Source organism: Aestuariibius insulae, from assembly GCF_040783535.2.
In the GTDB taxonomy this organism is placed as follows: Bacteria; Pseudomonadota; Alphaproteobacteria; order Rhodobacterales; family Rhodobacteraceae; genus Aestuariibius; species Aestuariibius insulae.
Map to the genome: position 1 here is coordinate 311,590 of NZ_JBFONW020000003.1, position 25,116 is coordinate 336,705.

The window sequence follows — 25,116 nt, forward strand, 5'->3', positions numbered from 1 at the left end:
CGGCCCTTCAGGGCACATAGTGGTCCGTCGTGGGGAACCGGGGCGGCTTCAAAGCGATAGTCTCTTGAACCTGTCAGACCAGAAGGAACAGCACATGGCTTTCGATCTTCCCGACCTTCCGTATGCGCACGACGCCCTCGCCAGCAAGGGCATGTCGAAAGAGACGCTCGAATATCATCACGACAAGCACCATGCGGCCTATGCGACCAAGACGTCGGATATGGTGAAAGGGACCGAATGGGAGGGCAAGAGCATCGAGGAGGTCGTCAAGGGCACCTATGATGCTTCTTCTGTCACGCAGTCCGGGCTGTTCGACAATGCCTCGCAATTCTGGAACCACGTGCAGTTCTGGGAGATGATGGGGCCTGGTGACAGCGCCATGCCGGGTGAGTTGGACAAGGCGATCACCGAGAGCTTCGGATCAGTCGATCAGTTCAAGTCCGATTTCAAATCGGCTGGCGGCGGTCAGTTCGGATCCGGTTGGGCCTGGCTCGTCAAGGAGAGCGATGGCGGTCTCAAGGTGACCTCGACCGCGAACGGGATCAATCCTCTTTGCTTCGGTCAGACGGCGCTTCTGGGCTGCGATGTGTGGGAGCATGCCTATTACATCGATCATCGGAATGCGCGGCCGGCCTATCTTGATAACTTTCTGGAAAACCTCGTGAACTGGGAAAACGTCGCCTCCCGGATGTGAGGCCTCGCCGATAAAGACGCCGAAAGCGGCCCGCAGCGATGTTGCGGGCCTTTTTCGTGGAATGGTGGAACTCGGCTTCGAGGGCTCGGGTTGGCTTATCGACAAGAATAAAAGGAGAATGACCATGGCGGACCGCCACAGATCCTCTGACGGAACACGCGATACCGACGCCTACGACACGGATGCCCCGGCGGGCAGCCATTCAGGGCGCGAAGGCGGCGATCTGGCACGCAATGTCGGAACTCAGGACGAGCTTAAGCAGGCAAGGCAGGACAATGCGGGCGTCACGCGCGTGCGCAAGGGGGATCGGGCCAACCCGATGGACAGCTCGAACGGATCTGACACTGACAATGGGGATGCTAATTGATGGCGGGTATGACACAAGGGACATGGGTTCTGATCGCTGACGGCGAGAAGGCGCTTTTCCTCGAAAATGCTACCGATGCGGAAGATCCCCATCTTCAGGTCGTGTCGGAGCATCAGCAGGATAATCCCAAGACGATTGACCAAGCCGCCAACCGTCCCGGGCGAATGAATGCACCGGGCGACACCGGACCGCGCTCCGCCTTTCAGGATACCGACTGGCATGAATTGGCGAAGGACCGGTTCGCGGCGGACCTTGCCGACAAGCTTTACGAGAAGTCTCATAAGGGCAAGTTCGATAAGATCGTTCTTGTGGCCTCTCCCAACGTGCTGGGAGAGCTGCGGGATCAGCTTCATCAGGAAGTAACCAGTAAGGTGATTGGAGAGATCCCGAAGACGCTGACCAATCATCCGATTGATGAGATCGAGAAGATCGTGAAGGCGGATCTTTAGGACATTTCGGCCCGGGGGCTATCTGACCCCGGGTTAGCACTTTGACGCGCAAACAAGGCGTTGCTATCCTTGAACTTCCGACACGCACTGTGCGCTGCCGGGATATTTCAGGAGATGCGGGTCTTGTTTTCGCTCAAAGGAACTCTGGGTGGTATCGCTCTGGGGCTTGTCGTCGCGGGTTTGATCTTTTTTTCGACGGTCTGGTTTACCGAAGAAGAAGACGCGGGTCCTGAAGCATCTGCCGCCCCTCCCGTTACTGACGTTGCTGATGTCTCGACTGGTGACGATGCGGTCGAGATCGAGCAATCCGATCAAAGCGATGTAGCGGAGAGCGTTGATGCGGTCGCAAATGCGCCTTCCTTCGACGTCGTTCGGATTGATCCTGATGGAGAGGCCGTCATCGCGGGCACGGCGCCGGACGCAACCTCGGTCGAGATTTTGCTGGAAGATACGGTCGTCGGGACGGCTGACGTCGCGAGCGACGGTAAGTTTGCAGCTTTCTTGGAGCTTCCCCCGTCGGACACGCCGCGTATCATGAGTTTGCGTAGCATTCGGGACGATATCACCACCGCTTCGGAGAATACGGTGTTTGTCGGGCCGGTTGCAGCCCGAGTGGCCGAGGATGTGGATCCAGCTGCGGTGAGCGAGAGGACCGATCTGGCGGATACTTCGGTTGAGGCAGACACGACGCCGCCTGAGATCTCGAGCGATACTGCGGTGGAGGTTCCGCAAGCAACCGCACCGGTGCTGCTCGCTGGGCCGGATGGGGTGGAGGTTCTTCAGCCCGCCATCGAAGCGGAGCCGGGGCCGGATGTGCTGGCCTCCGTTGCTCTTGATGCCATTACCTACGACGCCGAGGGCGAGCTTCGTCTCGCGGGACGCGCTGGCGCTGATACCCATGTGCGGGTCTATCTGGACAATGAGGCTGTCGAGACGACGGCGGTGCCCGAGACCGGACGCTGGCGGACGGATCTACCGGATGTGGATAGCGGTATCTATACGTTACGGGTCGATGAAGTCGATGCGGATGGAGAGGTTCTGAGCCGGATCGAGACGCCATTCAAGCGGGAAGCCCCAGACGTGATCCGGTCTACCCGTGCGGAGATGGGCAGCGATGGCGACGCCGGGGACGGCGTGTCGTTGACGACAAGAACGGTTCAGCCGGGTGCCACGCTTTGGGCGATTGCGAACGAGCGTTACGGCGACGGTCTGCTTTATATCAAGGTATTTGAGGCCAATCGGGATCGGATCCGAAACCCGGATTTGATCTATCCCGGACAGGTCTTTGAAATACCTCAGTGATCGGACTGGCCCGGGTGCCGATTTCGGGCTAGGTCCACAGACCGGTAGGGTTTCAAGGTCCAGATGCAGAGTTCCCCCAAGTCTTCGGTTTTGACGGAAGACCAGCGTAGCGGCTGGCGAACGGTTCGGCGGGTGGCCCCGTATCTTTGGCCCGATGGCGAAAGCTGGGTCAAACGCCGCGTGGTCGTTGCGATTGCGATGCTCGTTCTGGCCAAGGTCATCGCTGTGGGCACACCGCTGCTTTACAAAGGGGCGGTTGACGCGCTGGCAGACGAGACCGAGGGGAGTTCGGCCTTCTTTCTTGCCGCCGGTGCGGTCGGTCTGACGGTTGCCTACGGGTTCGCGCGGCTGTCCACCGTCGGCTTTCAGCAGTTGCGCGATGTCGTTTTCGCCGCGGTCGGTCAGCGGGCGCTCCGGCAACTCGCACTCGAGACCTTTCGGCATATCCACGCGCTGTCGATGCGCTATCACATCACGCGAAAGACCGGCGGGCTGAGCCGGATCATCGAGCGCGGCGTGAAGGGTGTCGAATTTCTCCTTCGGTTTCTTCTTTTTTCGATCGGGCCGTTGATCCTCGAACTTCTGATGATCTCGGTCGTGCTCTTTTTCCTGTTCGATATCTGGTATCTGGTCGTCGTTGTCGGCACGATGATCCTCTATGTGATTTTCACGTTCATGGTGACGGAATGGCGCGTGCGTATCCGGCGCGTGATGAACGAGCAGGATACGGATGCCAATCAAAAGGCCATCGACAGCCTTCTCAACTTTGAAACGGTGAAGTATTTCGGCGCGGAAGAGCGGGAGGCGTCCCGCTACGATGCCTCGATGGAGCAGTATGTCTCTGCCGCCTTAAAGACCTCCTATTCTCTGGCCTTTCTTAATTTCGGGCAGTCGCTGCTGATCACCGGCGGGCTTGTGCTTGTGATGGTCATGGCAGCGATAGGGGTGTCGAATGGCGATCTGACCGTTGGCGACTTCGTGATGGTGAACGCCTACATGATCCAGATCACCATGCCGCTGAACTTTCTCGGGACAGTGTACCGCGAGATCCGGCAGGCGCTTGTCGATATGGGAGAGATGTTCGATCTGCTCGAACAACCCGCGGAGGTGCAGGACAGGCCGGATGCACGCCCGCTTTCGGTGACGGGCGGAGAGATCGAGTTTGACGATGTCGTCTTCGGCTACGACCCCGAGCGGCCAATCCTTAAAGGCGTGGACATCACTGTGGAGGCGGGACAGACGATCGCGGTTGTCGGCTCTTCCGGCGCTGGCAAGTCTACGATCGGACGGCTGCTTTTTCGCTTTTACGATGTGGTCGATGGGGCGGTGCGCATCGATGGGCAGGACATTCGCGACGTCACGCAAGAAAGCCTTCATCAACAGATCGGTGTAGTGCCGCAGGATACGGTCCTGTTCAACGATACGGTCGGCTACAACATCGCCTATGGGCGCGCTGGCGCCAGCCGCAAGGATATCGAAGCAGCTGCGCGGGCCGCGGAGATCCATGACTTTATCATCGGTCTTCCAGAGGGTTACGACACAGTCGTGGGGGAGCGGGGTCTCAAGCTTTCGGGCGGAGAAAAGCAGCGCGTGGGGATCGCGCGGACTTTACTGAAAGATCCGCCGATCCTTTTGCTGGACGAGGCGACCTCGGCGCTCGACAGCGAGACGGAAAGCGAGATCCAGCGCTCTCTTCGTCAGATGAGTGCGGGACGGACCGTCATCACGATCGCGCATCGCCTATCGACGATTGCGGATGCCGATCAGATCGTCGTTCTCGAGAATGGGATCGTGGTCGAGAGGGGGCGGCATGATGAGCTTCTTGCCCAAAACGGACGATACGCCTCGCTTTGGCATCGCCAGCAGATGGATGAAGAAGACGCCGCCTGACACATGTGATTGCGCCAGGCGACGTTCCTTTATTCGGCTGCGCGAAGGGGTGATGAGAGCGGAAGCTCCTCCTGTTCGGGGTCGTCATCCCGGGTGGGAGGCGCCTGTTCTTCGTCTTCCCAGATGATTTCCGGAGCGCGGACGCGGCTGGCTTCCTTTGACAGGGCCCAGTCGCGGGCGGATGCGCTGGCCCCGCCAAGAGAGGCCTTCCGCAGCCCCCAGGCGGCCCATTTGACGTAGGTCACGAACCAGACCCGCAGCGCTAGCATCGATGGCGTGAAGACCAGCGTCAGGACAGTCGCGATCCCCAAGCCGAAGACCACGGCCGTTGCCAGCTGTTTCCACCACAGAGCGGTGGGGCTGTTGATGGTGTAGCCGCCGCCGATGAAGTCGAGGCTTAGTCCGAACATCATCGGGGCCAGTCCAGCCATCGTCGTGATTGTCGTCAGAAGCACGGGGCGGATGCGATCTTCGGCGGTGCGCGTGATCGCCTCGATCCGGGGCATGTATTTCTCATACTCCTGATAGGTATCGATCAGAACAATGTTGTTGTTCACCACAATCCCCGCAAGCGCAACGATCCCTGTCCCGGTCATGATGATCGAGAACGGCTGATCCATGACGAGCATACCGATGAGACATCCCGTCGTGGACAGAACCACGGCAAGCAGGACCAGAAACGCGTTGTAGAATGAGTTGAACTGGGCCAGCAGGATGATGAACATCAAGCCAAGGGCTCCGGCAAAGGCGTTCGCCAGAAATGCGCCGCTTTCTGCCTGCTCTTCCTGATCGCCGGTCCATTCCCAGGTGACCGAAGACGGCAAGGCATCCGGATTGGCCTCCAGCCATTCGGTCAGAACGCCGATCCGTTCATTGGGATTGACGGGAGAGATCGTCAGATCGCCATCCTCGCGAGCAGTGTCCAGATCGGCGAGGCGCGCATCGGTGAGATAGTCGACAATCAGGTATTGCTCTTCCCCGTTTTTCAGGATCGGCCCGGTCGGCGTCGAGGTCGCTGCAGGATCGAGACGGCGTCCAATGGCGGCGGTTTCTTCGTCGATCGCAAGATTGAAGAGGCTCTCTTCGACATCCGATTTCACGTCGTAGTACCGCTCCTGATCGATCCGGTCGATTTGCGCCAGCTTGGGAACAGGGGTCCGGGTGACAAAATTCGACAGCGGAATAAGACCTTCGTTTGTCCGCACGCGAAGGGTGTCGAGTGTCGACAGAACGCGTGCATCGGCTGGGAACCTGACGCGAATGTCGATCTCCTCGTCGGAGCTGTCGACACGCATCGTATCAAGCAGGATCCCCCGGGTCACGAGTTGGACCATCGCCCCGACGGTGGCCACATCCGCGCCATAGCGCCCGGCTTTTTCGACATCGACGTCGATCTGCCAGTCGATCCCAGGCAGGGGCAGCGTATCCTCGATCTGAAACAGGCCCGGTGTCGCCTCGAATTGCGTCCGCATCAGGCGCGTTGCGTCGCGCAGATCGTCCGTGTTGCTGCCTTTCAGCCGCAGATGAACGGGTTTACCCGATGCCGGACCTTGGGCGAGGGCGAGGATTTCGGCCTCGTATCCTGGCAGCGTCGAGAGCTGTTCGTTCAGTTCGGCAATGACGATATCCCCGTCGAGATCGGGGCGATCCGCCCTTTCCTCCCAGGCGATTGTCTCGAACTGGACCTGACCGATCGTGTCGGCCGGAGAGCCGCCGCCGGACGTATCCGTATTCAGACCACCATCTCCGGCGAAGGAGAAGGTATTGATGACGCCCGGATGGGCCATCACGATCTCTTCAACCTCGCGGACCATGGCATCCTTTTCGGTCAGCGAAAGGTTGCCCCGGGCACGGACATAGACAGTGGCCTGCTCCGGTTCGCTCTCGACAAAGAATTCGACGCCGTTGCTGTTGGCGGCGAAGTAGCCAAAGACGCTCATGACGAGAAACGCAATGGCGCCGATCGAGACAATCGGCATGACCGGATTTCCGGCAATGAAGTGGATCGCGCTGCCAAAGAGGGATCTGCGGTAGCCGGCGCGGATATTACGTGGCGGCCGTTCGATCTTTGCGGCACCCAAGGTGACGGAGGTCGCGAAAGCGCCGAAGAGAAAGATAAGCGCACCGACAATGCGCGCGAAGACGACCCAGTACTGGCCTAGAATGGCGAATGGGCCGGGGGCGTCCTCGGGCAAGATATATTGAGGATTCAGCACCTGCATGGCACCGATGAAGATCACCATCATCGAAACGGGCACGAGCACCGCGCTGACGACCCACGGAACGCTCCGCTTCAACGCTTGCGATGTCCGCTCGAACAGACCGGAGATGCGTCCTGTCACGCCGCCCATAACGGGCAAATAGATGAGCGCTACGACCAGCGAGGCCGACAGGACGAAAATCAGCGTCACAGGCAGCATGCCCATGAATTCGCCGGGCACGCCGGGCCAGAACAGCATCGGCAGGAACGCACAGAGCGTTGTGGCGGTCGAGGAGACGATGGGCCAGAACATCCGCTTGGCCGCCTCGACATAGGCGCGCATCGGGCCCGAGCCTTCGCTGATGCGTTTGTCGGCATATTCGACGACGACGATGGCCCCGTCGACCAGCATGCCGACGGCAAGAATGAGCCCGAACATCACGATATTCGAGATCGAGATGCCCATCACGGCCAGCAGCGCGAAGCACAAAAGGAAGGATGTCGGGATCGCGAAGCCTACCAGAAGGGCAGGCCGGGTTCCCAAGGCCGCGAGGACGACGATCATGACAAGCGCGATTGCCGTCAGAACCGATCCTTCAAGCTGGCGCACCATGGAGTCGACGGTTCTGCTTTGGTCGTTCGATGTTCCGACCCGGATGGCATCCTGAAGCTCCGCCGGCCACCTTTCCTGTTCGGCTGCGACAGTCTGTTTGACGAGATCTGCCGTATCGATGAGGTTGAAGCCCTTCCGCTTCACGATCTGGAGGGCGACGGTGTTCTCTCCGTTAAAGCGGGCCGTTCCGTTCCGGTCCTCGAATGTTAGCTGGATCAAGGCGAGATCGCCCAGCGTGATCACCCGGTCGCCATTCGTCTTCACGGGTAGGTTATAGACGTCTTGAGGTTCGTCGAAGCTGGACGGGATCTTGACCGAGAATGTGCCCTGAGGGCTGTCGACTTCTCCGGCGGCGACCAGAAGGTTGTTGTTTGCAACGACGTTGATGAGCTCGCTCGCCGTGACGTTATAGGCCTCGAGCCGAAGCGGATCGATCGTCACCTCGAGCATCTCGTCGCGCTGACCGGCCAGACCGGCTTCGAGTACGGCGTCGAGGCCTTCGAGGCTGTCCTGAAGATCCTTGGCGACCCGCACGAGAGTTCGTTCCGGCAGGGCGCCGGTCAAATTCACGATGATGATCGGGAATTCGGAGAAGTTGATCTCATTGATCGAGTACTGGTCTGCCCCTTCCGGAAAATCGGCTTCGGCGTTATTCATCGCATCGCGAACATCTGCCATGACCTTGGTCTTGTCCCAGCCGAATTCGAATTCGAGGCCGACGCCCGCATAGCCTTCGGATGCGGTTGCCGTCATCTCCTTGAGACCGTCGAGATCGGCCAACTCGGTTTCCATCGGCTTGACCAGCAGCTTCTCGGAATCCTCGGCGGAGATGCCGGGGAAGGGCACGGACACGAAGAGGGCGGGGATCTCGATATCCGGCTCGCCCTCCTTGGGGAGCGACCAGTAGGAATAGCCTCCCACAATCAGAGAAAGGAGAATAAACGCGATGATCATTCGGGCGCGCGAGGCGGCCCAGTCGACGACGCCTGTCATTGATTGGGCTCCTCTGAGACCTCTTCTGGCGGCTGAAGGACGGCAGGTGTCGCCTCCGGTGCCGCGCTGTCTGTTTGCCGGTAGGTGACCTGAACCGGCACGCCGTCGATCACGAATTCATGTCCGACGACGATGATATCGGCCCGATCCTCGAGACCCGTGATCCAGACCCCGTTTATCGTATCGCGAACGATGGTGATCGGTTGGAAAAGCGCCGTGTCATCTTCGGAGACGACCCTTAAGCCCAGCACGCCTTCGTCATTGAGCGTCATGGCCGATTGCGGAACAAGATGCGCGGATACCCCGTCCGACTGTACGACGATCTCTGCAGTCTGGCCGTCGCGGATCAGCAGATCCTCATTATCGACGTTAATCTCGACGCGGAACGTGCGTGTCGTGTCATCCGCCGACCGGCTGATAAAGGTCACCTTTCCGGTGACTTCGCGGCCCGAGGCGAGGCGGGCTCCGGCCGTGGCTCCGACGTCGATGCGGTTCACCTGGGTTTCAGGTACGAACCCGACCAGCTTGATCGGGTTGAGCTGAATGACCGTCGCGCAGGTCGATCCCGGTTGCAGCAGCGACCCTCGTTCGGCGGTGTCCGTTTCAAGCAGACCCGCGAAAGGCGCGCGGATGCTGAGGCGTTCGATATCCTTCTCTGCGGCCGCAACAGCGGCTTCAGCCGACTCGATAGAGGACTGGGCGGCGGACACGCCTGCATCCGCTGCCCGCTGACCGGCTTGCGCGGACTCGTAGGCTGCCTGCGCCGACGCCACCCGAGTTTCCGACGCGAACCCGCCTTCGCTAAGCCGTTGGGCCGCATTCAATTCGATCTGCGCTTCGCCGATGCGGGCATCCGCTTCCGAGAGGCGCGCTTCGGCTTCGGGGACCCGCGTCCGGGCTTCGGTCAGGCCGGCGCGCGCTTCCGCCAGAGACGCTTCGCGCGTTCCGGGATCGAGCTGGCACAGAAGCTGCCCTTCCTCCACCAAAGCGCCTTTGCGCAGCGGCTCTGACAGGACAAGGCCGGAGATCTCGGACTGAACGACCACGTCCCGAATGGCCTCTGTCTCTCCGCGGATCACGAGGCCGTCTTCGACGGTTCGGGCGTCCGACTGGATTGCAACGACGCTGACGCGGCGGATCTCATCCTCGAGCTCGGTCGACTCTTCGGTGGCGCCGGTGGCCGCTTGGGCAAAGGCCAAAAGCGCCTGTCTTTCAAAGACCAGCAGATACAGAAATGCTGTCACCACAGCCGCGGTTATCAGGGGGAAAAATCTCATCAAGATGCCTTCGCAATCGTTCGCCGCACAATCTTAACCGAATTAACATATCGGGATCGGCTTGTGCGATATAAGACCTATACCCCTGAACTGACCAGTTTAGATTAAAATAAATATCCGGATATGCAAGATCCCGCCCCTCCTACGGCCGGTTCTGCTCGAGCCTTAAGCGGTCTTGGCTTTTCGATACGCTTCAAGATAAGGCTGTCCGCAGAGGTTTTCGGGGCCAAAGTGATCGGAAAGGGCGCCTTTTGAGCAACAACGACAGTTTTATCGATGAAGTCAGCGAAGAGATCCGGCGCGACCGCCTGTTTTCGCTTTTGCGCCGATATGGTTGGATTGCCGGTCTGGTCGTTGTTGCCATCGTCGGGGCTGCGACGATTGTCGAGATCCGGTCGGCCCGGGCCGAGGAGCGGGCTCAAGCGCTGGGCGACTCGCTTTTCGATGTTCTTGAGACGCCCGATGCCTCTGTCGAGGAGATCGCGTCGATAGAGGCGGACGAGCGGGGCCGCCCGATCACTGCGCTTGTCGAAGCGGCACTTGCGCTTGAGGCGGACGATCCGCTTGCGATGCGCGTGGCGCTTGACAGTCTTGCCATAGATGAGGACGCCCCCGACATTTACCGCACCCTGGCGGAGTTGAAGAACGCGATGCTGGCCGAGCCCGGGGAGGACCGCCGGGCGGCACTGACGGCTCTTGCCCAGCCCGGGCAGCCCTTTCGGTTGCTGGCGGCGGAGCAGCTCGCCTATCAGGACGTCACGGATGGCGAGACCGAGGCCGCGATCACCGGCTTTGGGGCCATTCTTCAGGATGCCGAAGCTACGCAAAGCTTGCAGAGCCGCGCCAGAGCGATGATTGTTGCCCTTGGCGGAAACCCCGAAGAGTTCCCCGGCGCCGGCCAATGAGCCGGATCGAACAAAGACGAGGCAGGAAGGCAGCATCGTGATACCAAGGTTTCTTATTGCGGGCGTGCTGTCACTGGCGCTTGTGGCGGGTTGTTCAGAGCGCGAGGTTCTTTTGCCAGGTGAACGACTGGAACTACGAGCAGAGGATGCGGCTGTCGAGACGGTCAACCGCGCTGTGCCGCTTACTCTTCCCGCGCCGCGCGTGAACGCGGACTGGACGCATCGGAATGGCACGCCGCAGCACCGGATCGTGCATCCGGCCCTTGGGTCGCAGCTGACGCAGATCTTCTCGACCGGGATCGGAGCGGGGGACAGCCGGAAGGCCCGGATCACGGCCGATCCGGTCGTGTCGGGCGGGCGGGTCTTCACGCTGGATGCCAGCTCGCAGGTCAGCGCGGTGTCGACGGCGGGCGGTCCACTCTGGAGCCGCGATCTGACGCCGCCGTTCGAACGCAGCCGCGACGCATCGGGTGGCGGTCTGGCCGTGCAGGGCGGGCGGCTTTTCGTCACGACGGGCTTTGGAGAGCTGACCGCACTGGATGTGGCCAATGGGCAGGTTCTGTGGGTTCAGGAGCTTGACGCCCCCGGAGGATCGGCGCCGACGGTTGTCGACGATCTGGTCTATGTCGCGGCGCGCGACAGCCGGGCCTGGGCGGTGGAGACCGCGACTGGCCGCGTGCGCTATACCATGACCGGCGCGCCCTCCCTTGCCAATTTCGCTGGTGGAGCCGGTGTCGCGGTCGAGGACGATCTGGCGATTTTCCCCTTCCCGTCGCGCGAAGTAATGGCCACGTTCCGCAAGGGCGGGCTGCGCCGCTGGACGACGAGTGTGCCGGGAGAGCGGCTTGGATTTGCGGCGGCCCGGGCGGTGACCGATATCTCGGGAGATCCGGTGATCGACGGGGATCGTGTCTATGTGGGCAATCACGGCGGGCGCCTGGTGGCGCTTGATCTGGGGTCGGGCGACCGGATCTGGACCGCGACGGAAGGCGCGTTGAGCCCAGTCTGGCCAACCGGCGGATCTGTCTTTCTCATCAACGATCTGGGAGAGCTTCTTCGCCTTGATGCTGCTGATGGAAGCCGGATCTGGTCGGTGGATCTTCCGACCAGCATCGATCGCCGCTTCCGGGGGCGGAACAAACGGATCGTCGCCCATTACGGCCCTGTTCTGGCCGGAGGCCGTCTGATCGTCGCGTCTTCGGACGGGTTGCTGCGCAGTTTCGATCCGGTTACCGGAGCGCTGATCGGCAACACGCCTCTTCCCGGCGGGGCCGCGACCCATCCGGTCGTGGCGCAGCAAACGCTCTACGTGGTCAACAAGAACGGGCAGCTTCTCGCTTTTCGTTGAGCCGCGCATGGTGTAGGCGCCGTCTTTGATCTTTCGAAAGGCGACCAGGATGTCGTTCACACTTGCCATTGTGGGGCGGCCCAATGTGGGTAAGTCCACGCTCTTTAACCGCCTTGTCGGCAAGCGTTTGGCGCTTGTCGACGATCAGCCGGGGGTGACGCGGGATCTGCGTGAAGGCGCTGCGCGGCTTGGTGACTTGCGGTTCACGGTGATCGACACGGCGGGCCTTGAAGAAGCGACGGACGAAAGCCTGCAGGGCCGTATGCGCAAGCTGACCGAACGCGCGGTCGAGATGGCCGATGTCTGCCTTTTCATGATCGATGCCCGGTCCGGCGTTCTTCCGGCGGACCGGACCTTTGCCGAAATCCTGCGGCGCAAATCGGCCAAGGTGATCCTAGGGGCCAACAAAGCCGAAGGGCGCGCTGCCGAGGCAGGATTGATCGAGGCGTTCGAGTTGGGGTTGGGAGAGCCGATTGCCCTTTCCGCCGAGCACGGAGAGGGGATGGCCGAGCTTTTGGCAGTGCTCACGCCGCTGGTCGACGGGATGGCGGCCGAGCAGGTCGAACCGGAGGTCGATGTCCTAGTCGAGGACGGCGAGGTCGAAGACGCCACGCCGACCGCTTCCAAGCCGCTTCAGATCGCGGTGGTGGGGCGGCCCAATGCCGGAAAATCGACGCTGATCAATCAGATCCTTGGTGAGGACCGTTTGCTGACGGGACCCGAGGCGGGGATCACTCGGGATGCGATTTCGGTCGCGATGGACTGGGACGGAACGCCGGTGCGCATCTTTGATACGGCGGGGATGCGCAAGAAGGCGAAGGTGCAGGACAAGCTCGAGAAGCTCAGCGTCTCGGACGGGCTGCGTGCGGTGAAGTTCGCTGAGGTGGTCGTTGTGCTGCTCGATGTGGAGATTCCCTTTGAACAGCAGGACTTGCGGATCGCTGATCTAGCCGAGCGCGAAGGGCGTGCGGTTGTGATCGCGGTCAACAAATGGGATCTGGAGGAGGAGCGGCAGGCGAAGCTGAAGGAGCTCAAGGAGGAGTTCGAGCGGCTTTTGCCGCAGCTTCGCGGCGCGCCTCTGGTCACCGTGTCAGCCAAGACCGGGCGCGGGCTTGACCGGCTGCGCGAGGCGATCGTCAAGGCACATGAGGTCTGGAACCGGAGGGTGACCACGTCCGAGCTGAATCGGTGGCTCGCGGGGATGATCGAGATGCATCCGCCTCCTGCACCGGCGGGGCGCCGGATTAAGCTGCGTTATGCAACCCAAGTGAAGACCCGTCCGCCGGGATTCGTGGTGATGTGTTCTGCTCCGGACAAGCTGCCTGAGAGCTATTCTCGATATCTTGTCAACGGGTTACGCGAGGACTTTGATATGCCGGGAACGCCGATCCGGCTGACGATGCGATCCCAGGGGGATAAGAACCCGTATAAGGGAAAAACGAAGTCCACGCCCTCCCGGCTTAGGAAGCATCTGGGGAAGCCGCCTTTGAAGTGAGGTTCCCTCGGAAGGTGAGGGCTGCGAGAATGACGATCCCGATTGCGGCGGTTGCGGAAATGCCCGTATTCTCCAGTCCGTTCGCCGCGATGATGCCGATTAGAGCCCAGGCAATGGCCGCCGGATAGGTCACAGTGCCGGGCCGTCTGAGCAGCACGAGGGCACCGACGATCAAGGCTCCGGCGATGCCGATATATGCCCAGCCGGTTTGGTCGGTCAGAAGGCCGTATCCCGCGCCGAACGAGGCGAGCGACACGAAACTGGCGGCTGTGAGCCAGCCCGCATAGAGACCGACCGGTGCTGCGAACCACCAGCGATCCCGTAGAGGCGCCGCGAGCAGGGCCCAAAGCGCGGTGCCCAGCATGATCCAGATCAGAACCGTTGCCGCCTCGGCATTGGCCAGGGCAACGGCAAGCCACGGCGTTCCCGCCGCCAGACTGAGGATCAGGGGCAAGCGGGCCCTGTCCCAGTCACTGGCATCCGCGCGCTTCCACAGACCGTAGCCTGCTGACACGATGAGCCAGCCATAGATGAGGCCCCAGATCGAGAAGGCCCAACCCACCGGCTGGATCGGAGGATCAACCTGCGGGATCGGGAATTGATCTGCCGCAAATCCCGAGAATGGATCCGAGAAAAACGGCGAGATGGCGAATGTGAGTGTCAATAGGGCCGTGGCCCAGGCTTTCCAATTGGTCATGTTCGGGGATATGTGGCAGTGAAAGAGTAAAGAAACCCTGACTTTACCGGACGTATTGCAATCGGCAGTGTACCGCCATGAAACGGATCGCGATTTTCTTCGACGGCACGGGCAATCGCCATGACGTGACTTATCAGACGAATGTCGTCCTGATGTCGCGGGCGGTGGCCCATCAGTGCAGCGACGGCAGACCGCAGATCGTCCAGTATTATCCCGGTGTGGGCAGCGGGCGCGGTTCGAACTGGGTAAGCCGGAACCTCGATACGCTGCTGGGCAGTGTCCTGGCGCTCGGGATCGTGGATATCCTGGCCGAGGCATTCCGGCATCTGGCCTTTGCCTATGAGCCGGGCGACGAGATCCATGTCTATGGGTTCTCACGCGGGGCGTTCATGGCGCGGCTGTTCGTCGGGCTGATCCGGTGTTCGGGTATCCCGCCGCGGCGCAATGTCGGGATGATCTCGACGGCCGTCGCGCGGTTCGTCTCGCGCCATCCCGCGACAGCGCCCGATCATCCGGACAGCTGGGTTTTTCGGGCCGATTTCGCCCCCTATACCGCCACCAGCATCGAAGAGCAGGCCGATCGCCGCAAAAGCGGGGGCGAGAGCATCCTGCTCGAGATTTCCTATGTGGGACTGTGGGATACGGTGCGGTCTATCGTGCTGCCGCAGCGGATGCCGGGCGCGAAGGATCATCCGGACCGGCCGTTTTTGTTCCACGATCTGTGCCTGTCACGGATGGTGCGCTCTGCCCGGCATGCGATGGCCCTGGACGAGCGGCGGCGGCTTTACTCGCCGGTTCCGTGGAGCAATCTGGAGGATCTGAACACGCGTATGGGCGATCCGCTGCGGCCCTACCAGCAACAGTGGTTTCCGGGCGATCACGGATCGGTTGGCGGTGGCGGGGAAGAGATCGGGCTTTCCAGTATCGCGCTTGATTGGGTGGCCGCGGGGGCCGAGAGGGCTGGTCTGGAATTTGGGCGGCGGGAACTTCATCAGATGGATGAGACGCGCAACCTGACGGCGGATCTGCATAATAAGGGCGGGCCGAAAGGGGTTCTGGGCATGATGTTGAAGGCGATGCGGTCGGACCGTCCGGGGCCGGTACAGCTTCAGGATCTGTCGCTGGCGGCGCTTGAGCGGTATCGGCGCGATCCGCGCTATCGTCCGTCCAGCCTTCGGCTGCTTCGCGATGAGTTGGAGGGGCTTGTCGCCAGCGAGATCGATGCGGTGCGGGCGGGTTTTCTGCGGGTCGATCCGGTGAAGGACGAGGCCCGCGAGGAGACGCGCGCCTAACTAAGCGCGCCGCTCGCGTCGATCCGGGTCTTCCCGCCGAGATAGGGGTGCAGCGCGTGCGGCAGATGCACCGATCCATCAACCTGTTGGCCATTTTCCAGCACCGCGATCAGAGTGCGCCCCACGGCAAGGCCGGAGCCGTTAAGCGTGTGGACGAATTGAGGTTTTCCGCCTTCTGACGGCTTGAAGCGCGCGTTCATACGGCGGGCCTGAAAAGCGCCGCAGGTCGAAACAGAGCTGATCTCGCGGTAGGTGTTCTGGCCCGGTAGCCAGACCTCGATGTCATAGGTACGGATGGCGCCAAAGCCCATATCTCCGGCACAAAGGAGCATGGTGCGGTAGGCGAGGCCGAGGCGGTCGAGGATGCCTTCGGCGCATTTGAGCATGCGCTGCTGTTCATCGTCCGAGGCGTCCGGGTGGGTGACCGAGACCATCTCGCATTTCTCGAACTGGTGCTGGCGGAGCATGCCGGACGTGTCGCGACCGGCGCTTCCGGCCTCGCTTCGGAAGCATTGTGTAAGGGCGACATGGCGGCGAGGCAGATAGCTTTCCTCGATCGTCAGGCCGTTCACGATGTTGGTCAGCGTCACTTCGGCGGTCGGGATAAGCCATTGACCGTCCGTGGTTTTATAGCTGTCCTCACCGAACTTGGGAAGCTGGCCGGTGCCGTACATCATGGCTTCGTTGACCAGCACTGGGGTCTGGGTTTCGGTCAGGCCGTTCTCGGTTGTTTGGATGTCTATCATGAACTGACCGAGGGCGCGGTGCAGGCGGGCTATGGCGCCAGACAGCAGGACGAAGCGGCTGCCCGAGAGTTTGGCGGCGGTTTCGAAATCCATGCCGTCCTGAACGGCGGCGAGCTGGTAGTGCTCGAGCGGTTTGAAGTCGAAATCGGGGGGCGTGCCGCGGCGGTGAAGCTCGATATTGTCGGCCTCGTCGGCGCCTTCGGGGACGTCGTCCGCGGGCAGGTTGGGCAGCCCCATCAAAAGGTCGGTAAGGGCCTGATCCTTAGCCTTTGCCTCGTCATTGAGGCGCGCGATCTCGGCCTTCTTTTCGGCGACCAAGCTGCGGAGTTCGTTGAACTTTTCTTCGTCCCCCGACGCCTTCGCCGCGCCTACATCCTTGCTGGCGCGGTTCTGGTCGGCCTGGGCGGTTTCGGCGGCGAGGATACGCTCGCGGCGGGCCTCGTCGAGGGCAAGAATGGTGGAGCTGAGAGGCGCCAGACCCCGTTTGGCAAGGGCGGCATCGAAGGCCTCGGGAGTGTCTCGGATGGCGCGGATATCGTGCATGTCTCTAGCCTCGGTCAGCGTTCGGATGGGGGTATGCCGGATGTGCGGGGGCAGGGAAAGGCGGTTGATGTGCGAATCATGCTTAACGGCAGGAAAGACGGCGAATTGGGGCTTCGGTATCCGGTCGGTATTGGGTCGGTATCTGGTCGGTGGATTTTCGGCATGGGTCCGCTTTAACGAAGCGTCCGTTGCAAAGCGCTCTGGCCTGCGCCGAGTGAGGCCGTGAGGTCACGGGTCCGCCGCTTTGTCCGACTTTCTGTCCGTCCTCCGTTGCGAAGGTCCGGCCGGGGCCCCACATGGCCCGTCAGACCGGTGACGGGCGGGAAAATCTGCCTCACGGGTCGTTGCCATTCGCGGGGGCCGGTTCTAGGTTGCCGCGACTTTGCGGGGGAGCCTTCCCGCACGAGGAAAAGGGACTTCTCCATGCAAGGTGGCGCTTTCGCCCAGTTCGTACCGCTGATCCTGATCTTCGCGATCATGTATTTTCTTATCATCCGTCCTCAGCAGAAGAAGCTGAAGGACCATCAGGCCATGGTCGAGGCGCTGCGGCGGGGCGATCAGGTCGTCACCCAAGGCGGGCTGATCGGCAAGGTGCAGAAGGTCAAGGATGACGGCGAGATCGAGGTCGAGATCTCGAGCGGTGTGACGGTGAGGGTCGTGAAGGCGACGATTGCGCAGGTTCTGAACAAGACCGAGCCGGCCAAGAAGGGCTGACGCCATGCTTCAGATCGACCTTTGGAAACGCGTCCTGATCTGGATGACGGTCGCGGCGGGGTTGCTGCTGGCGATGCCGAACGCCTTCTATCCCCGGGTCGAGGCGCATAACGACGCGATGGCCGAGATCGCGCTGGGTCTGGATCCGGCCACGGTCGAGGGCGAGGAGCTGTGGCCAGCCTGGCTGCCGTCAGGGCTGGTCAATCTGGGGCTCGATCTGCGCGGCGGGGCGCATCTGCTGGCCGAAGTGCAGCTGGAACAGGTTTATGCGAGCCGGATGGAAGGCCGTTGGCCCGAAGTGCGGGATGTCTTGCGCAATGCCCGCGATACGGTGGGCGGCATCCGCCAGGTGCCGGACTCCCCGCCCGATGAGTTGCGGGTCCGGATCAATGAGCCGTCAGGTATGCCGCAGGCACTGGAGCTGGTGCGCGGTCTGGCGCGGCCTGTTGCCTCGACCATCGGGACGGGCGGGACGGATCTGGATGTGCGGGCCGAGGGCGCCGATGTCATCGTCATCACGCTGAGCGAGGAAGAGCGTCTGGCGACGGACGACCGGACCATGGCGCAATCGCTCGAGATTGTGCGTCGCCGGATCGACGAGGCGGGCACGCGCGAGCCGACGATCCAGCGGCAGGGCGCAGACCGGATCCTCATTCAGGTGCCCGGGGTCGGATCGGCCCAAGAGGTCAAGGATTTGATCGGAACGACTGCGCAGCTGACGTTTCAGCCGGTGCGGATCCCGACGAGCAATCCGAACGAACGGGTCGATGCCTCCGAAGAGATCCTGCCTGCCATCGAGGGCGAGGGCGCGTTCTACATTCTTGAGCGGACGGCTGTCGTGACCGGCGAGCAACTTGTCGATGCGCAGCCGGCTTTCGACCAGAATGGCCTGCCGGCAGTAAACTTTCGGTTCAACCCCGCCGGAGCGCGTGATTTCGGCGATTACACGGCCGAAAATATCGGGGCGCTTTTTGCCATCGTTCTGGATGAGGAGGTCGTATCGGCCCCGCGCATCCAGAGCCATATTCCCGGCGGGTCGGGGATCATCACCGGCAACTTTACCATCGAAGAGGCCACTCAGCTGGCGATCCTGCTGAGGGCGGGCGCGCTGCCTGCGGAGCTTGAGTTCCTTGAGGAGCGGACCATCGGGCCGGAGCTGGGCGCGGACAGCATCGAGGCGGGCCGGATCGCTTGTATCGTGGCCTTCGCGGCGGTGCTGGTCTTCATGGCGCTGAGTTACGGTCTGTTTGGGCTCTTCGCGAATGTGGCGCTGATTATCAATGTGGGGCTGATCTTTGGCCTTTTGAGCCTGATCGGGGCGACGCTGACCTTGCCCGGTATTGCCGGGATCGTGCTGACCATCGGTATGGCGGTGGACGCCAATGTGCTGGTCTTCGAGCGGATCCGCGAAGAGCTGAAGACGGCCAAGGGGCCGTCCCGGGCCATCTCGCTGGGTTATGAGAAGGCGCTGTCGGCCATCGTGGACGCCAATATCACGACGTTCATCACGGCGGTGATCCTGTTCGCGATGGGATCGGGTCCGGTGCGCGGTTTTGCGATCACGCTGGGCCTTGGGATCCTGACCTCGGTCTTTACGGCGATTTTCGTCACGCGCCTTCTGGTCGTGATCTGGTTTGAGCGGCGACGCCCCAAGACGGTGGAGATCTGAGATGCGGTTGAGGCTCGTTCCCAAGGACACGACCTGGGATTTCTTCTCGCGCTCGAAGCTGTGGCTCGGGATTTCGGCCTTCATGATGGTGGTGGCGTTCATCAGCTTTCTCATTCAGGGGCTGAACTTCGGCATCGATTTCCGGGGCGGCACGACGATCCGGACTGAAAGCACGCAGGTCGTCGATGTCGGCGCCTATCGCGAGGCGCTGGCGCCGCTGGAGCTTGGGGATTTCTCGATCACCGAAGTGTTCGATCCGACTTTTGGGCCGGATGAGAATGTGGCCTTGATCTCGGTTCAGGCGCAGGAGGGCGACGAGGCGGTTTCAGGAGAGACCATTAGAGCCGTGCAGGCCGCCTTGCGCGAAGTGGCGCCGGATATCACCTTTCCGGCGGTCGAGTCCGTCGGGCCGACCGTGTCGGGAGAGCTGGTGCGGACGGCGGCGCTTGCCGTGCTGCTCGCGATCGGGGCGGTGCTGGTCTATATCTGGCTGCGGTTCGAGTGGCAGTTTGCCTTGGGCGCCGTGGCGGCGCTGGTGCATGACGTGATCCTAACGATTGGGGTCTTTTCGGAGCTTCAGATCCGGTTCGATCTGGCGATTATTGCGGCGCTTCTGACCATCGTGGGCTATTCGCTGAACGATACGGTCGTGGTGTTTGACCGGGTGCGGGAGAACCTGCGGCGGTACAAGAAAAGGCCGCTGAAGGACGTGCTGAACCAGTCGATCAACGAGACGCTGAGCCGGACGGTCATGACCTCGGTCACGACGCTGCTGGCGCTGATCTCGCTTTATGTGCTGGGCGGGGACGTGATCCGCGGCTTCGTCTTTGCGATGATCTGGGGCGTGATCGTGGGAACCTATTCGTCGATCTTCGTGGCCTCGGCGATGCTGCTATGGATGGGCGTGAAGCGCGACTGGTCAAAGCCCGATGACGGCGGCCCGGCGGGCACGCAGTTCGGAACGGCGCCGGAGGGTGAGCGTGCCTGACGGGCTCTCGGCGGCGCTTGCGCTGCCGGGGTTGCCGTTCGTGCTGATCGCTGTGGTGGCGGCGGGCGTGGTTTATGGCTTCGCGGGGTTCGGATCGGCGTTGATCTTTACGCCGGTGGCGGTGGCGTTCATCCCGCCGGAGACGGCGATTGCGGCGTTTGGGCTGTCCGCGCTGGTCTCTTTGTTCACCGTGGTGCCCGGAGCCTGGGGCGAGGCGGACCGGACGGCGGCGGGGACGATGATCGCGGCGGCAATCCTGGCCGCGCCGTTGGGGATCTTCGCGCTGTCGGTGCTGGACCGGGAGGTCATCCGGGTGATTGTGGCGCTGGTCGTGGCGATCACGCTGGCAGCTTTGGTGGCGGGCTGGCGCTTTGCGGCTCCGCCGACGCTGGCGAGCCGGGCGGGGATTGGCGCGGGATCGGGGATCCTTGGCGGGATGACGGGGCTGAACGGGCCGATTGTGATCCTGTTTCAACTGGCGGGGTCGGACGGGGCGCGGCGGTCGCGGGCGAATCTGATCCTGTTTCTGACGGCGACGTCGATCTCGTTCTTGCCGCTTTTGTGGATGCAAGGGCTGCTGACCGTCGAGGCGTTGTGGCTGGGGCTGATCCTCATGCCGCTTTATGCAGTGGGCACGCGGGTCGGGAAGGCTCTGTTCACGCCGGGGCGGGAGCCTATTTACCGGGTGGTCGCCTATGTCATCATCGGGCTGGCGGCGCTGATGGCTTTGCCGATCTGGGAGTGAGGGTGGATGCAACTGAATGACGTGAGCTATCCCGGCGGCGTGCCGATCGACGGCTACGGGCCGGGCTTTTTCCGGATCGGAGGCGAGGTGCACGAGGGGGCGGTTCTGCTAACGCCCGAGACGACGAGCCGTTGGGGCGGCCTTGAGGATACGGCGCCGCTGGTTGCCTTGGCGGGCGACATTGATGTGCTGTTTCTGGGGACAGGCCCGGAGATGAAACCGGTTCCGGCGGATCTGCGCGCGGCGCTGGACAAGGCGGGGATCGGGATCGAGCCGATGGCGTCACCCGCGGCCTGCCGGACCTATAACGTGCTGTTGTCGGAAGGGCGGCGCATCGCGGCGGCTTTGGTGCCGGTCTGAGCCTTATCGCGTCAGATCTGAGCGTCGGGCGCGGGGGTCGGCCCTTGCTGGAGGGCGTGGAGTTCTCTGTGGCTAAGGGGACAGCGCTTGTCCTGCGCGGGGCCAACGGGATCGGGAAGACGACACTGCTGCGAACGCTGGCCAGCTTGCAGGAGCCGCTGGCCGGGCGCATCGAGGTGCCGCGCGAGGATCTGATCTATGCCAGCCATGCGGACGGCGTGAAAGCGGCGCTGAGCGTGGAGGAGAACCTTGCCTTCTGGGCGGAGATCTACGGGCGGCCCTTGGACGGGGCCGTGTTCACGACCTTCGATCTAGAGGATCTGCGCGGGCGGCTCGCCGGGACGCTATCGGCGGGGCAGAAACGGCGGCTGGGGCTGGCGCGGCTGGGTGTCGCCGGGCGGCAGGTCTGGCTTTTGGACGAGCCGACCGTGTCGCTCGACCGGGCGTCGGTGGCAGCCTTCGAGGCTGTTCTGCGGGCGCATCTGGCGTCAGGGGGATCTGCGGTGATCGCGACGCATATCGATCTACTCGGCGAGGCGGACGTGCTGGAGCTAGAGCCGTTCCGGGCGGCTGTGGTGCCTGAGACGGCGGATGAGGCGTTTTTGTGAAAGCCTTATTTCTGAGGGACTTGCGACTCGCTGTTCGCGCAGGCGGTGGCTTTGGGCTGGGGCTGGCGTTTTTCCTGATCGTGGTGGTGCTTGTGCCCTTTGGTGTGGGGCCGGAGACCGAGGTGTTGCGCAGGATCGCGCCGGGGATCCTGTGGGTTGCCGCGCTTTTAGCGGCGCTGCTGACGCTCGACCGGATCTTCGCGCTCGATTGGGAGGACGGATCGCTGGCGCTTCTGGCGACCTCGCCCTTGCCGCTGGAGGCGGTGGCTCTGGTCAAGGCAGCGGCGCATTGGGTGACGACCGGAATGCCTCTGGCCGTGGCCGCCCCGTTTCTGGGGATCCTTCTGAGCCTCGACTGGGCCGTGGCGCCGGTTCTGCTGATCACGCTTTTGATCGGAACGCTGGGGTTGTCGGTAATCGGGACCTTTGGCGCGGCCTTGACCGTGGGGCTGAGACGCGGCGGGCTGTTGCTCTCGCTTCTGGTGCTGCCGCTTTACGTGCCGACGCTAATTTTCGGGGCGGAGGCCGTGCGGCGGGCGGGTGATGGGCAGCCTTACGGCACGCCGCTTTTGCTGCTGGGCGGGATCACGCTGGGGGCCTGCGCGCTTTTGCCCTTTGCCAGTGCCGCGGTTTTGAGGATCAACCTGAGGGCATCCGCTTGAGGGCGGTTTGGCGGGAGGTTAGATAGCACGCATGTCCTTCTGGGAATTCGCAAATCCGAGGCGCTTCATCGCGCTGAGCGACCGGCTGGTGCCGTGGGTGTCTGGCCTTGCGGCACTGCTTTTGGCCGTCGGGTTGATCTGGGGGTTCTTCTTCACGCCGGACGATTTCCGGCAAGGGTCGACCGTCAAGATCATCTATCTGCACGTGCCCTCGGCGATGATGGCGATCAATATCTGGGTGATGATGCTGGTCGCCTCTCTGATCTGGCTGATCCGGCGCCACCACGTGAGCGCGCTGGCTGCCCGGGCGGCGGCGGGGGTCGGCGTGGTGATGACGCTGATGGCGCTGTTCACCGGTGCGGTCTGGGGCCAGCCGATGTGGGGGACGTGGTGGGCCTGGGATCCGCGGCTGACGTCGTTCCTGATCTTGTTCCTGTTTTATCTGGGCTATCTCGCGCTGTGGGCCGCGATCGAGGATCCGGATGCGGCGGCGGATCTGACGTCGGTTCTGTGTCTTGTCGGATCGGTCTTTGCGGTGCTGTCGCGTTATGCGGTGAACTTCTGGAATCAGGGGCTGCATCAGGGGGCGTCGCTGTCGCTGGATGCGGAGGAGAATATCTCGGACGTGTTCTGGCAGCCGCTGGTGATCTGTATCGCGGGGTTCGTCATGCTGTTTCTGGCGCTGGTGCTGGTGCGGACGGCGACTGAAATCCGGTTGCGGCGGATCGCGGCTTTGGAGCGGCGTGCGGCCCATGCCTGATCTGGGAAAATACGCGGCCGAGGTCCTGCTGGCCTACGGGGTGTCGCTGGCACTGCTGGCGCTGGTCATCGGGGTGAGCTGGTGGCGCGCGCGGCGGGTGCGGCGCGCCTTGGCCAAGGTGGAGGGGCGCGGTGAATAAGGCGGTCGTCTTCATCCCGGCGGGCGTGTTCGGCGCTTTGGCGGGTCTGTTCCTTGTCGGGTTGCTGCGGGACGATCCGGATGCTTTGCCATCCGCTTTGGTTGGGCAGGGCGTGCCCGACATCGCCGCGGAGGCGCTGCCGGGTTACGAGACGTTCGACAGTGCGGTGTTGCGCGAGGACGGCGTGAAGGTGGTGAACTTCTGGGCAAGCTGGTGCCCGCCTTGCCGGGCCGAGCATCCGGCGCTGATGGAGCTGGCCGCTGAGGGCGTGCCGATCTACGGCGTCAACAAGAGCGATCAGGGCGGGGATGCCGCCGGGTTTCTTGAGGAGCTGGGCAATCCCTATGCGGCTGTGACGGTCGATCTGCGCGGGCGCCAATCGCTCGACTGGGGAGTGGTGGCGCTGCCCGAGACCTTCATCGTGGACGGCGCGGGCGTCGTGCGGTTTCGCTTCGCCGGGCCGATCCACGGCGTAATGGAGAGCACGATCCGTCCGGAGCTTGAGGCGGCGGGGCGGTGAGATGCATGCGCGATATCGAGTTGGCGGATGAAACAGCTGTCTGACACCGAAGGGCTGGCCTTTCTGGGTACGCTCGACTCCGTCGCGACCAAAGACGGTTCAATAACGGCTCTGGTATACCCGTTCCGCTCTCCGGGTGAGGTGGGAGACCGTCTGGTTCTTGAAATCACGTTCCACGGGCCGCGGTTTCCGTTGCCCAAGCTGGAACGGCTTGTCGGTCAGGAGATCGATCTCGATCTGACTGAGACGGGTGCCGAGGTTTTGAGCGGTTTGCATGACGAACATACGTTCGAGGCGGGGGCGGTCAGCACTGCATGGCGCGCCTGGACGATTCCGGACTATCATCGGTGTTTGGAGGCGATGTCTCGCCGCGAGAGCGAGCAGCAGGATGACGTCATCGAGCTTCGGCAGAAGCTGAGCCATGTCACTGCGCGCTTGGAGGACCTGCTCCGCAGGGCTGAGCTGAAAGCGGAGGGATCACCCAAGCAGGTTGCAAAACAGCGACCGGTTATTATGGCGCTTCGACAGATAAAGAACCTTCTTTGAGCACTAGTTCAGCGTCCGGAGCGAGCGCAGGAAGAGGCCGATGCCTCCGGCGAGCAGGACGAGGATGACCAGCAGGTCGAAGGCGCTCATGTGGGCGAACTGGAAATTGATGCTGGCGATCACGCCGAAGATCAGGGCGGTGAGCGAACCGGCGGCGAGGAGCCAGCCGATGAGGTTGCGCGAATTGTAGAAGATGATCCCGATGCCGAATATGAACGGCACGAGGACGAGGCCGCTGGTGATCGGGATGCCCCAGGCGGAGAACATGACGGTGCCGAAGCCGAAATTGGGCTGGATGACGATGCTGCGGAGCAGCAGATAGCCGCCCGCGCAGATCATGATAAAACCGATGAAAAAGCTGCCGATCCCGCCATCGGTGCCGCCTGCGCCGCGTCGTGCCATGTCTGGTGCGTCCTGCCTCGTTTGGGGCGGTTTATCCCAGGGCGGAGGCGAGATCCAGAGAGGTGACCCGCCCCGGACTTGATCCGGGGCCTCTCGCTAGCCAATTGCGATTGCATCGGAGGCAGGCTGCGGGTTTGCGATACGTGGCGGCGGGGGGAAACGAAAAAGGCGCCCGGGGGTCCGGGCGCCTTT

The 25,116-nt window shown here is 62.4% G+C and carries 25 protein-coding genes; 20 read left to right on the top strand and 5 right to left on the bottom strand.

Translation table 11 applies throughout. From position 1 onward, the window contains the following. Nucleotides 1–94 precede the first annotated feature (94 nt). The 5 genes from AAD018_RS10580 (at nt 95) to AAD018_RS10600 (ending at nt 4,702) form a co-directional block, all read left to right on the top strand. On the top strand, nt 95–694 hold the full coding sequence (locus AAD018_RS10580; protein ID WP_367316026.1) for a superoxide dismutase: 600 nt from the start codon (nt 95–97) through the stop codon (nt 692–694). A gap of 124 nt (nt 695–818) precedes the next feature. Then, nucleotides 819–1,061 (top strand): hypothetical protein, encoded by a 243-nt coding sequence (locus AAD018_RS10585; protein WP_367316027.1) that lies wholly within the window; start codon nt 819–821, stop codon nt 1,059–1,061. Next, a complete protein-coding gene (locus AAD018_RS10590) occupies nt 1,061–1,510 on the top strand; it encodes a host attachment family protein (RefSeq protein ID WP_367316028.1) in 450 nt (149 codons plus the stop codon). Before AAD018_RS10585 ends, AAD018_RS10590 begins: the two co-directional genes overlap by 1 nt. Nucleotides 1,511–1,624: 114 nt before the next feature. Beyond that, nucleotides 1,625–2,812 (top strand): LysM peptidoglycan-binding domain-containing protein, encoded by a 1,188-nt coding sequence (locus AAD018_RS10595; RefSeq protein ID WP_412005250.1) that lies wholly within the window; start codon nt 1,625–1,627, stop codon nt 2,810–2,812. 63 nt (nt 2,813–2,875) lie between these two features. Further along, a complete protein-coding gene (locus tag AAD018_RS10600) occupies nt 2,876–4,702 on the top strand; it encodes an ABCB family ABC transporter ATP-binding protein/permease (protein WP_367316030.1) in 1,827 nt (608 codons plus the stop codon). A 29-nt stretch (nt 4,703–4,731) separates the two neighbouring features. Here AAD018_RS10600 and AAD018_RS10605 read toward each other — a convergent pair whose 3' ends face one another. Together AAD018_RS10605 and AAD018_RS10610 are read right to left on the bottom strand one after the other, a co-directional pair. Beyond that, nucleotides 4,732–8,508 carry an efflux RND transporter permease subunit gene (locus tag AAD018_RS10605; RefSeq protein WP_367316031.1) on the bottom strand — a complete coding sequence of 1,259 codons (3,777 nt, stop codon included), beginning with the start codon at nt 8,506–8,508 and terminating at the stop codon, nt 4,732–4,734. Further along, nucleotides 8,505–9,785, bottom strand: a complete 1,281-nt coding sequence (locus tag AAD018_RS10610) for an efflux RND transporter periplasmic adaptor subunit (RefSeq protein WP_367316032.1) — start codon at nt 9,783–9,785, stop codon at nt 8,505–8,507. The genes AAD018_RS10605 and AAD018_RS10610 overlap by 4 nt, the downstream gene beginning before the upstream one ends. Nucleotides 9,786–10,036: 251 nt before the next feature. On the opposite strand from AAD018_RS10610, the gene AAD018_RS10615 reads away from it, so the two are divergent. The 3 genes from AAD018_RS10615 to der are packed head-to-tail and all read left to right on the top strand — an operon-like array spanning nt 10,037 to nt 13,533. After that, nucleotides 10,037–10,690: a hypothetical protein gene (locus AAD018_RS10615; RefSeq protein ID WP_367316033.1), complete on the top strand. Its 654-nt coding sequence runs from the start codon at nt 10,037–10,039 to the stop codon at nt 10,688–10,690. A gap of 37 nt (nt 10,691–10,727) precedes the next feature. Beyond that, a complete protein-coding gene (locus AAD018_RS10620; RefSeq protein WP_367316034.1) occupies nt 10,728–12,038 on the top strand; it encodes a PQQ-like beta-propeller repeat protein in 1,311 nt (436 codons plus the stop codon). Between the two features lie 49 nt (nt 12,039–12,087). Continuing rightward, nucleotides 12,088–13,533, top strand: a complete 1,446-nt coding sequence (gene der / locus AAD018_RS10625; protein WP_367316035.1) for a ribosome biogenesis GTPase Der — start codon at nt 12,088–12,090, stop codon at nt 13,531–13,533. Here der and AAD018_RS10630 read toward each other — a convergent pair. After that, nucleotides 13,499–14,197: a hypothetical protein gene (locus AAD018_RS10630; RefSeq protein WP_412005251.1), complete on the bottom strand. Its 699-nt coding sequence runs from the start codon at nt 14,195–14,197 to the stop codon at nt 13,499–13,501. The two genes, der and AAD018_RS10630, sit on opposite strands and share 35 nt — an antisense overlap. Before the next feature lie 110 nt (nt 14,198–14,307). Here AAD018_RS10630 and AAD018_RS10635 point away from each other — a divergent pair, with 110 nt between their 5' ends. Next, nucleotides 14,308–15,522, top strand: a complete 1,215-nt coding sequence (locus AAD018_RS10635) for a phospholipase effector Tle1 domain-containing protein (protein ID WP_367316037.1) — start codon at nt 14,308–14,310, stop codon at nt 15,520–15,522. On the opposite strand, the gene serS is transcribed toward AAD018_RS10635, so the two are convergent. Continuing rightward, complete coding sequence (gene serS, locus AAD018_RS10640) at nt 15,519–16,811, bottom strand: serine--tRNA ligase (protein WP_367316038.1); 1,293 nt, start codon at nt 16,809–16,811, stop codon at nt 15,519–15,521. The genes AAD018_RS10635 and serS overlap by 4 nt on opposite strands. 423 nt (nt 16,812–17,234) lie before the next feature. On the opposite strand from serS, the gene yajC reads away from it, so the two are divergent. The 11 genes from yajC to AAD018_RS10695 are packed head-to-tail and all read left to right on the top strand — an operon-like array spanning nt 17,235 to nt 24,522. After that, entirely contained in the window at nt 17,235–17,525 is a 291-nt protein-coding gene (yajC, locus tag AAD018_RS10645) for a preprotein translocase subunit YajC (RefSeq protein WP_367316039.1), read from the top strand. A gap of 4 nt (nt 17,526–17,529) precedes the next feature. Continuing rightward, complete coding sequence (gene secD / locus AAD018_RS10650) at nt 17,530–19,194, top strand: protein translocase subunit SecD (RefSeq protein ID WP_367316042.1); 1,665 nt, start codon at nt 17,530–17,532, stop codon at nt 19,192–19,194. Between the two features lies 1 nt (nt 19,195). Next, the gene (secF, locus tag AAD018_RS10655; RefSeq protein WP_367316043.1) at nt 19,196–20,182 is read left to right on the top strand and encodes a protein translocase subunit SecF; all 987 of its coding nucleotides are present in this window, start codon (nt 19,196–19,198) and stop codon (nt 20,180–20,182) included. After that, a complete protein-coding gene (locus tag AAD018_RS10660; protein WP_412005252.1) occupies nt 20,169–20,927 on the top strand; it encodes a sulfite exporter TauE/SafE family protein in 759 nt (252 codons plus the stop codon). Before secF ends, AAD018_RS10660 begins: the two co-directional genes overlap by 14 nt. Nucleotides 20,928–20,933: 6 nt before the next feature. Next, a complete protein-coding gene (locus AAD018_RS10665; protein ID WP_367316045.1) occupies nt 20,934–21,287 on the top strand; it encodes an Mth938-like domain-containing protein in 354 nt (117 codons plus the stop codon). Beyond that, the gene (ccmA, locus tag AAD018_RS10670; protein WP_367316216.1) at nt 21,284–21,895 is read left to right on the top strand and encodes a heme ABC exporter ATP-binding protein CcmA; all 612 of its coding nucleotides are present in this window, start codon (nt 21,284–21,286) and stop codon (nt 21,893–21,895) included. Before AAD018_RS10665 ends, ccmA begins: the two co-directional genes overlap by 4 nt. Further along, the gene (gene ccmB, locus AAD018_RS10675; protein ID WP_367316047.1) at nt 21,892–22,557 is read left to right on the top strand and encodes a heme exporter protein CcmB; all 666 of its coding nucleotides are present in this window, start codon (nt 21,892–21,894) and stop codon (nt 22,555–22,557) included. Before ccmA ends, ccmB begins: the two co-directional genes overlap by 4 nt. Before the next feature lie 31 nt (nt 22,558–22,588). Next, nucleotides 22,589–23,317, top strand: a complete 729-nt coding sequence (locus AAD018_RS10680; RefSeq protein ID WP_367316048.1) for a heme ABC transporter permease — start codon at nt 22,589–22,591, stop codon at nt 23,315–23,317. Then, nucleotides 23,310–23,456, top strand: coding sequence for a heme exporter protein CcmD (gene ccmD / locus AAD018_RS10685; RefSeq protein WP_367316217.1), 147 nt, complete (start codon nt 23,310–23,312; stop codon nt 23,454–23,456). The genes AAD018_RS10680 and ccmD overlap by 8 nt, the downstream gene beginning before the upstream one ends. After that, nucleotides 23,449–23,976: a DsbE family thiol:disulfide interchange protein gene (locus tag AAD018_RS10690; protein WP_367316049.1), complete on the top strand. Its 528-nt coding sequence runs from the start codon at nt 23,449–23,451 to the stop codon at nt 23,974–23,976. Before ccmD ends, AAD018_RS10690 begins: the two co-directional genes overlap by 8 nt. Nucleotides 23,977–24,003: 27 nt before the next feature. Then, nucleotides 24,004–24,522 carry a hypothetical protein gene (locus tag AAD018_RS10695; protein ID WP_367316050.1) on the top strand — a complete coding sequence of 173 codons (519 nt, stop codon included), beginning with the start codon at nt 24,004–24,006 and terminating at the stop codon, nt 24,520–24,522. 3 nt (nt 24,523–24,525) lie between these two features. Here the strand turns inward: AAD018_RS10695 and AAD018_RS10700 are convergent, their stop codons facing one another. Then, complete coding sequence (locus AAD018_RS10700) at nt 24,526–24,924, bottom strand: hypothetical protein (RefSeq protein WP_367316051.1); 399 nt, start codon at nt 24,922–24,924, stop codon at nt 24,526–24,528. Nucleotides 24,925–25,116 lie beyond the last annotated feature (192 nt).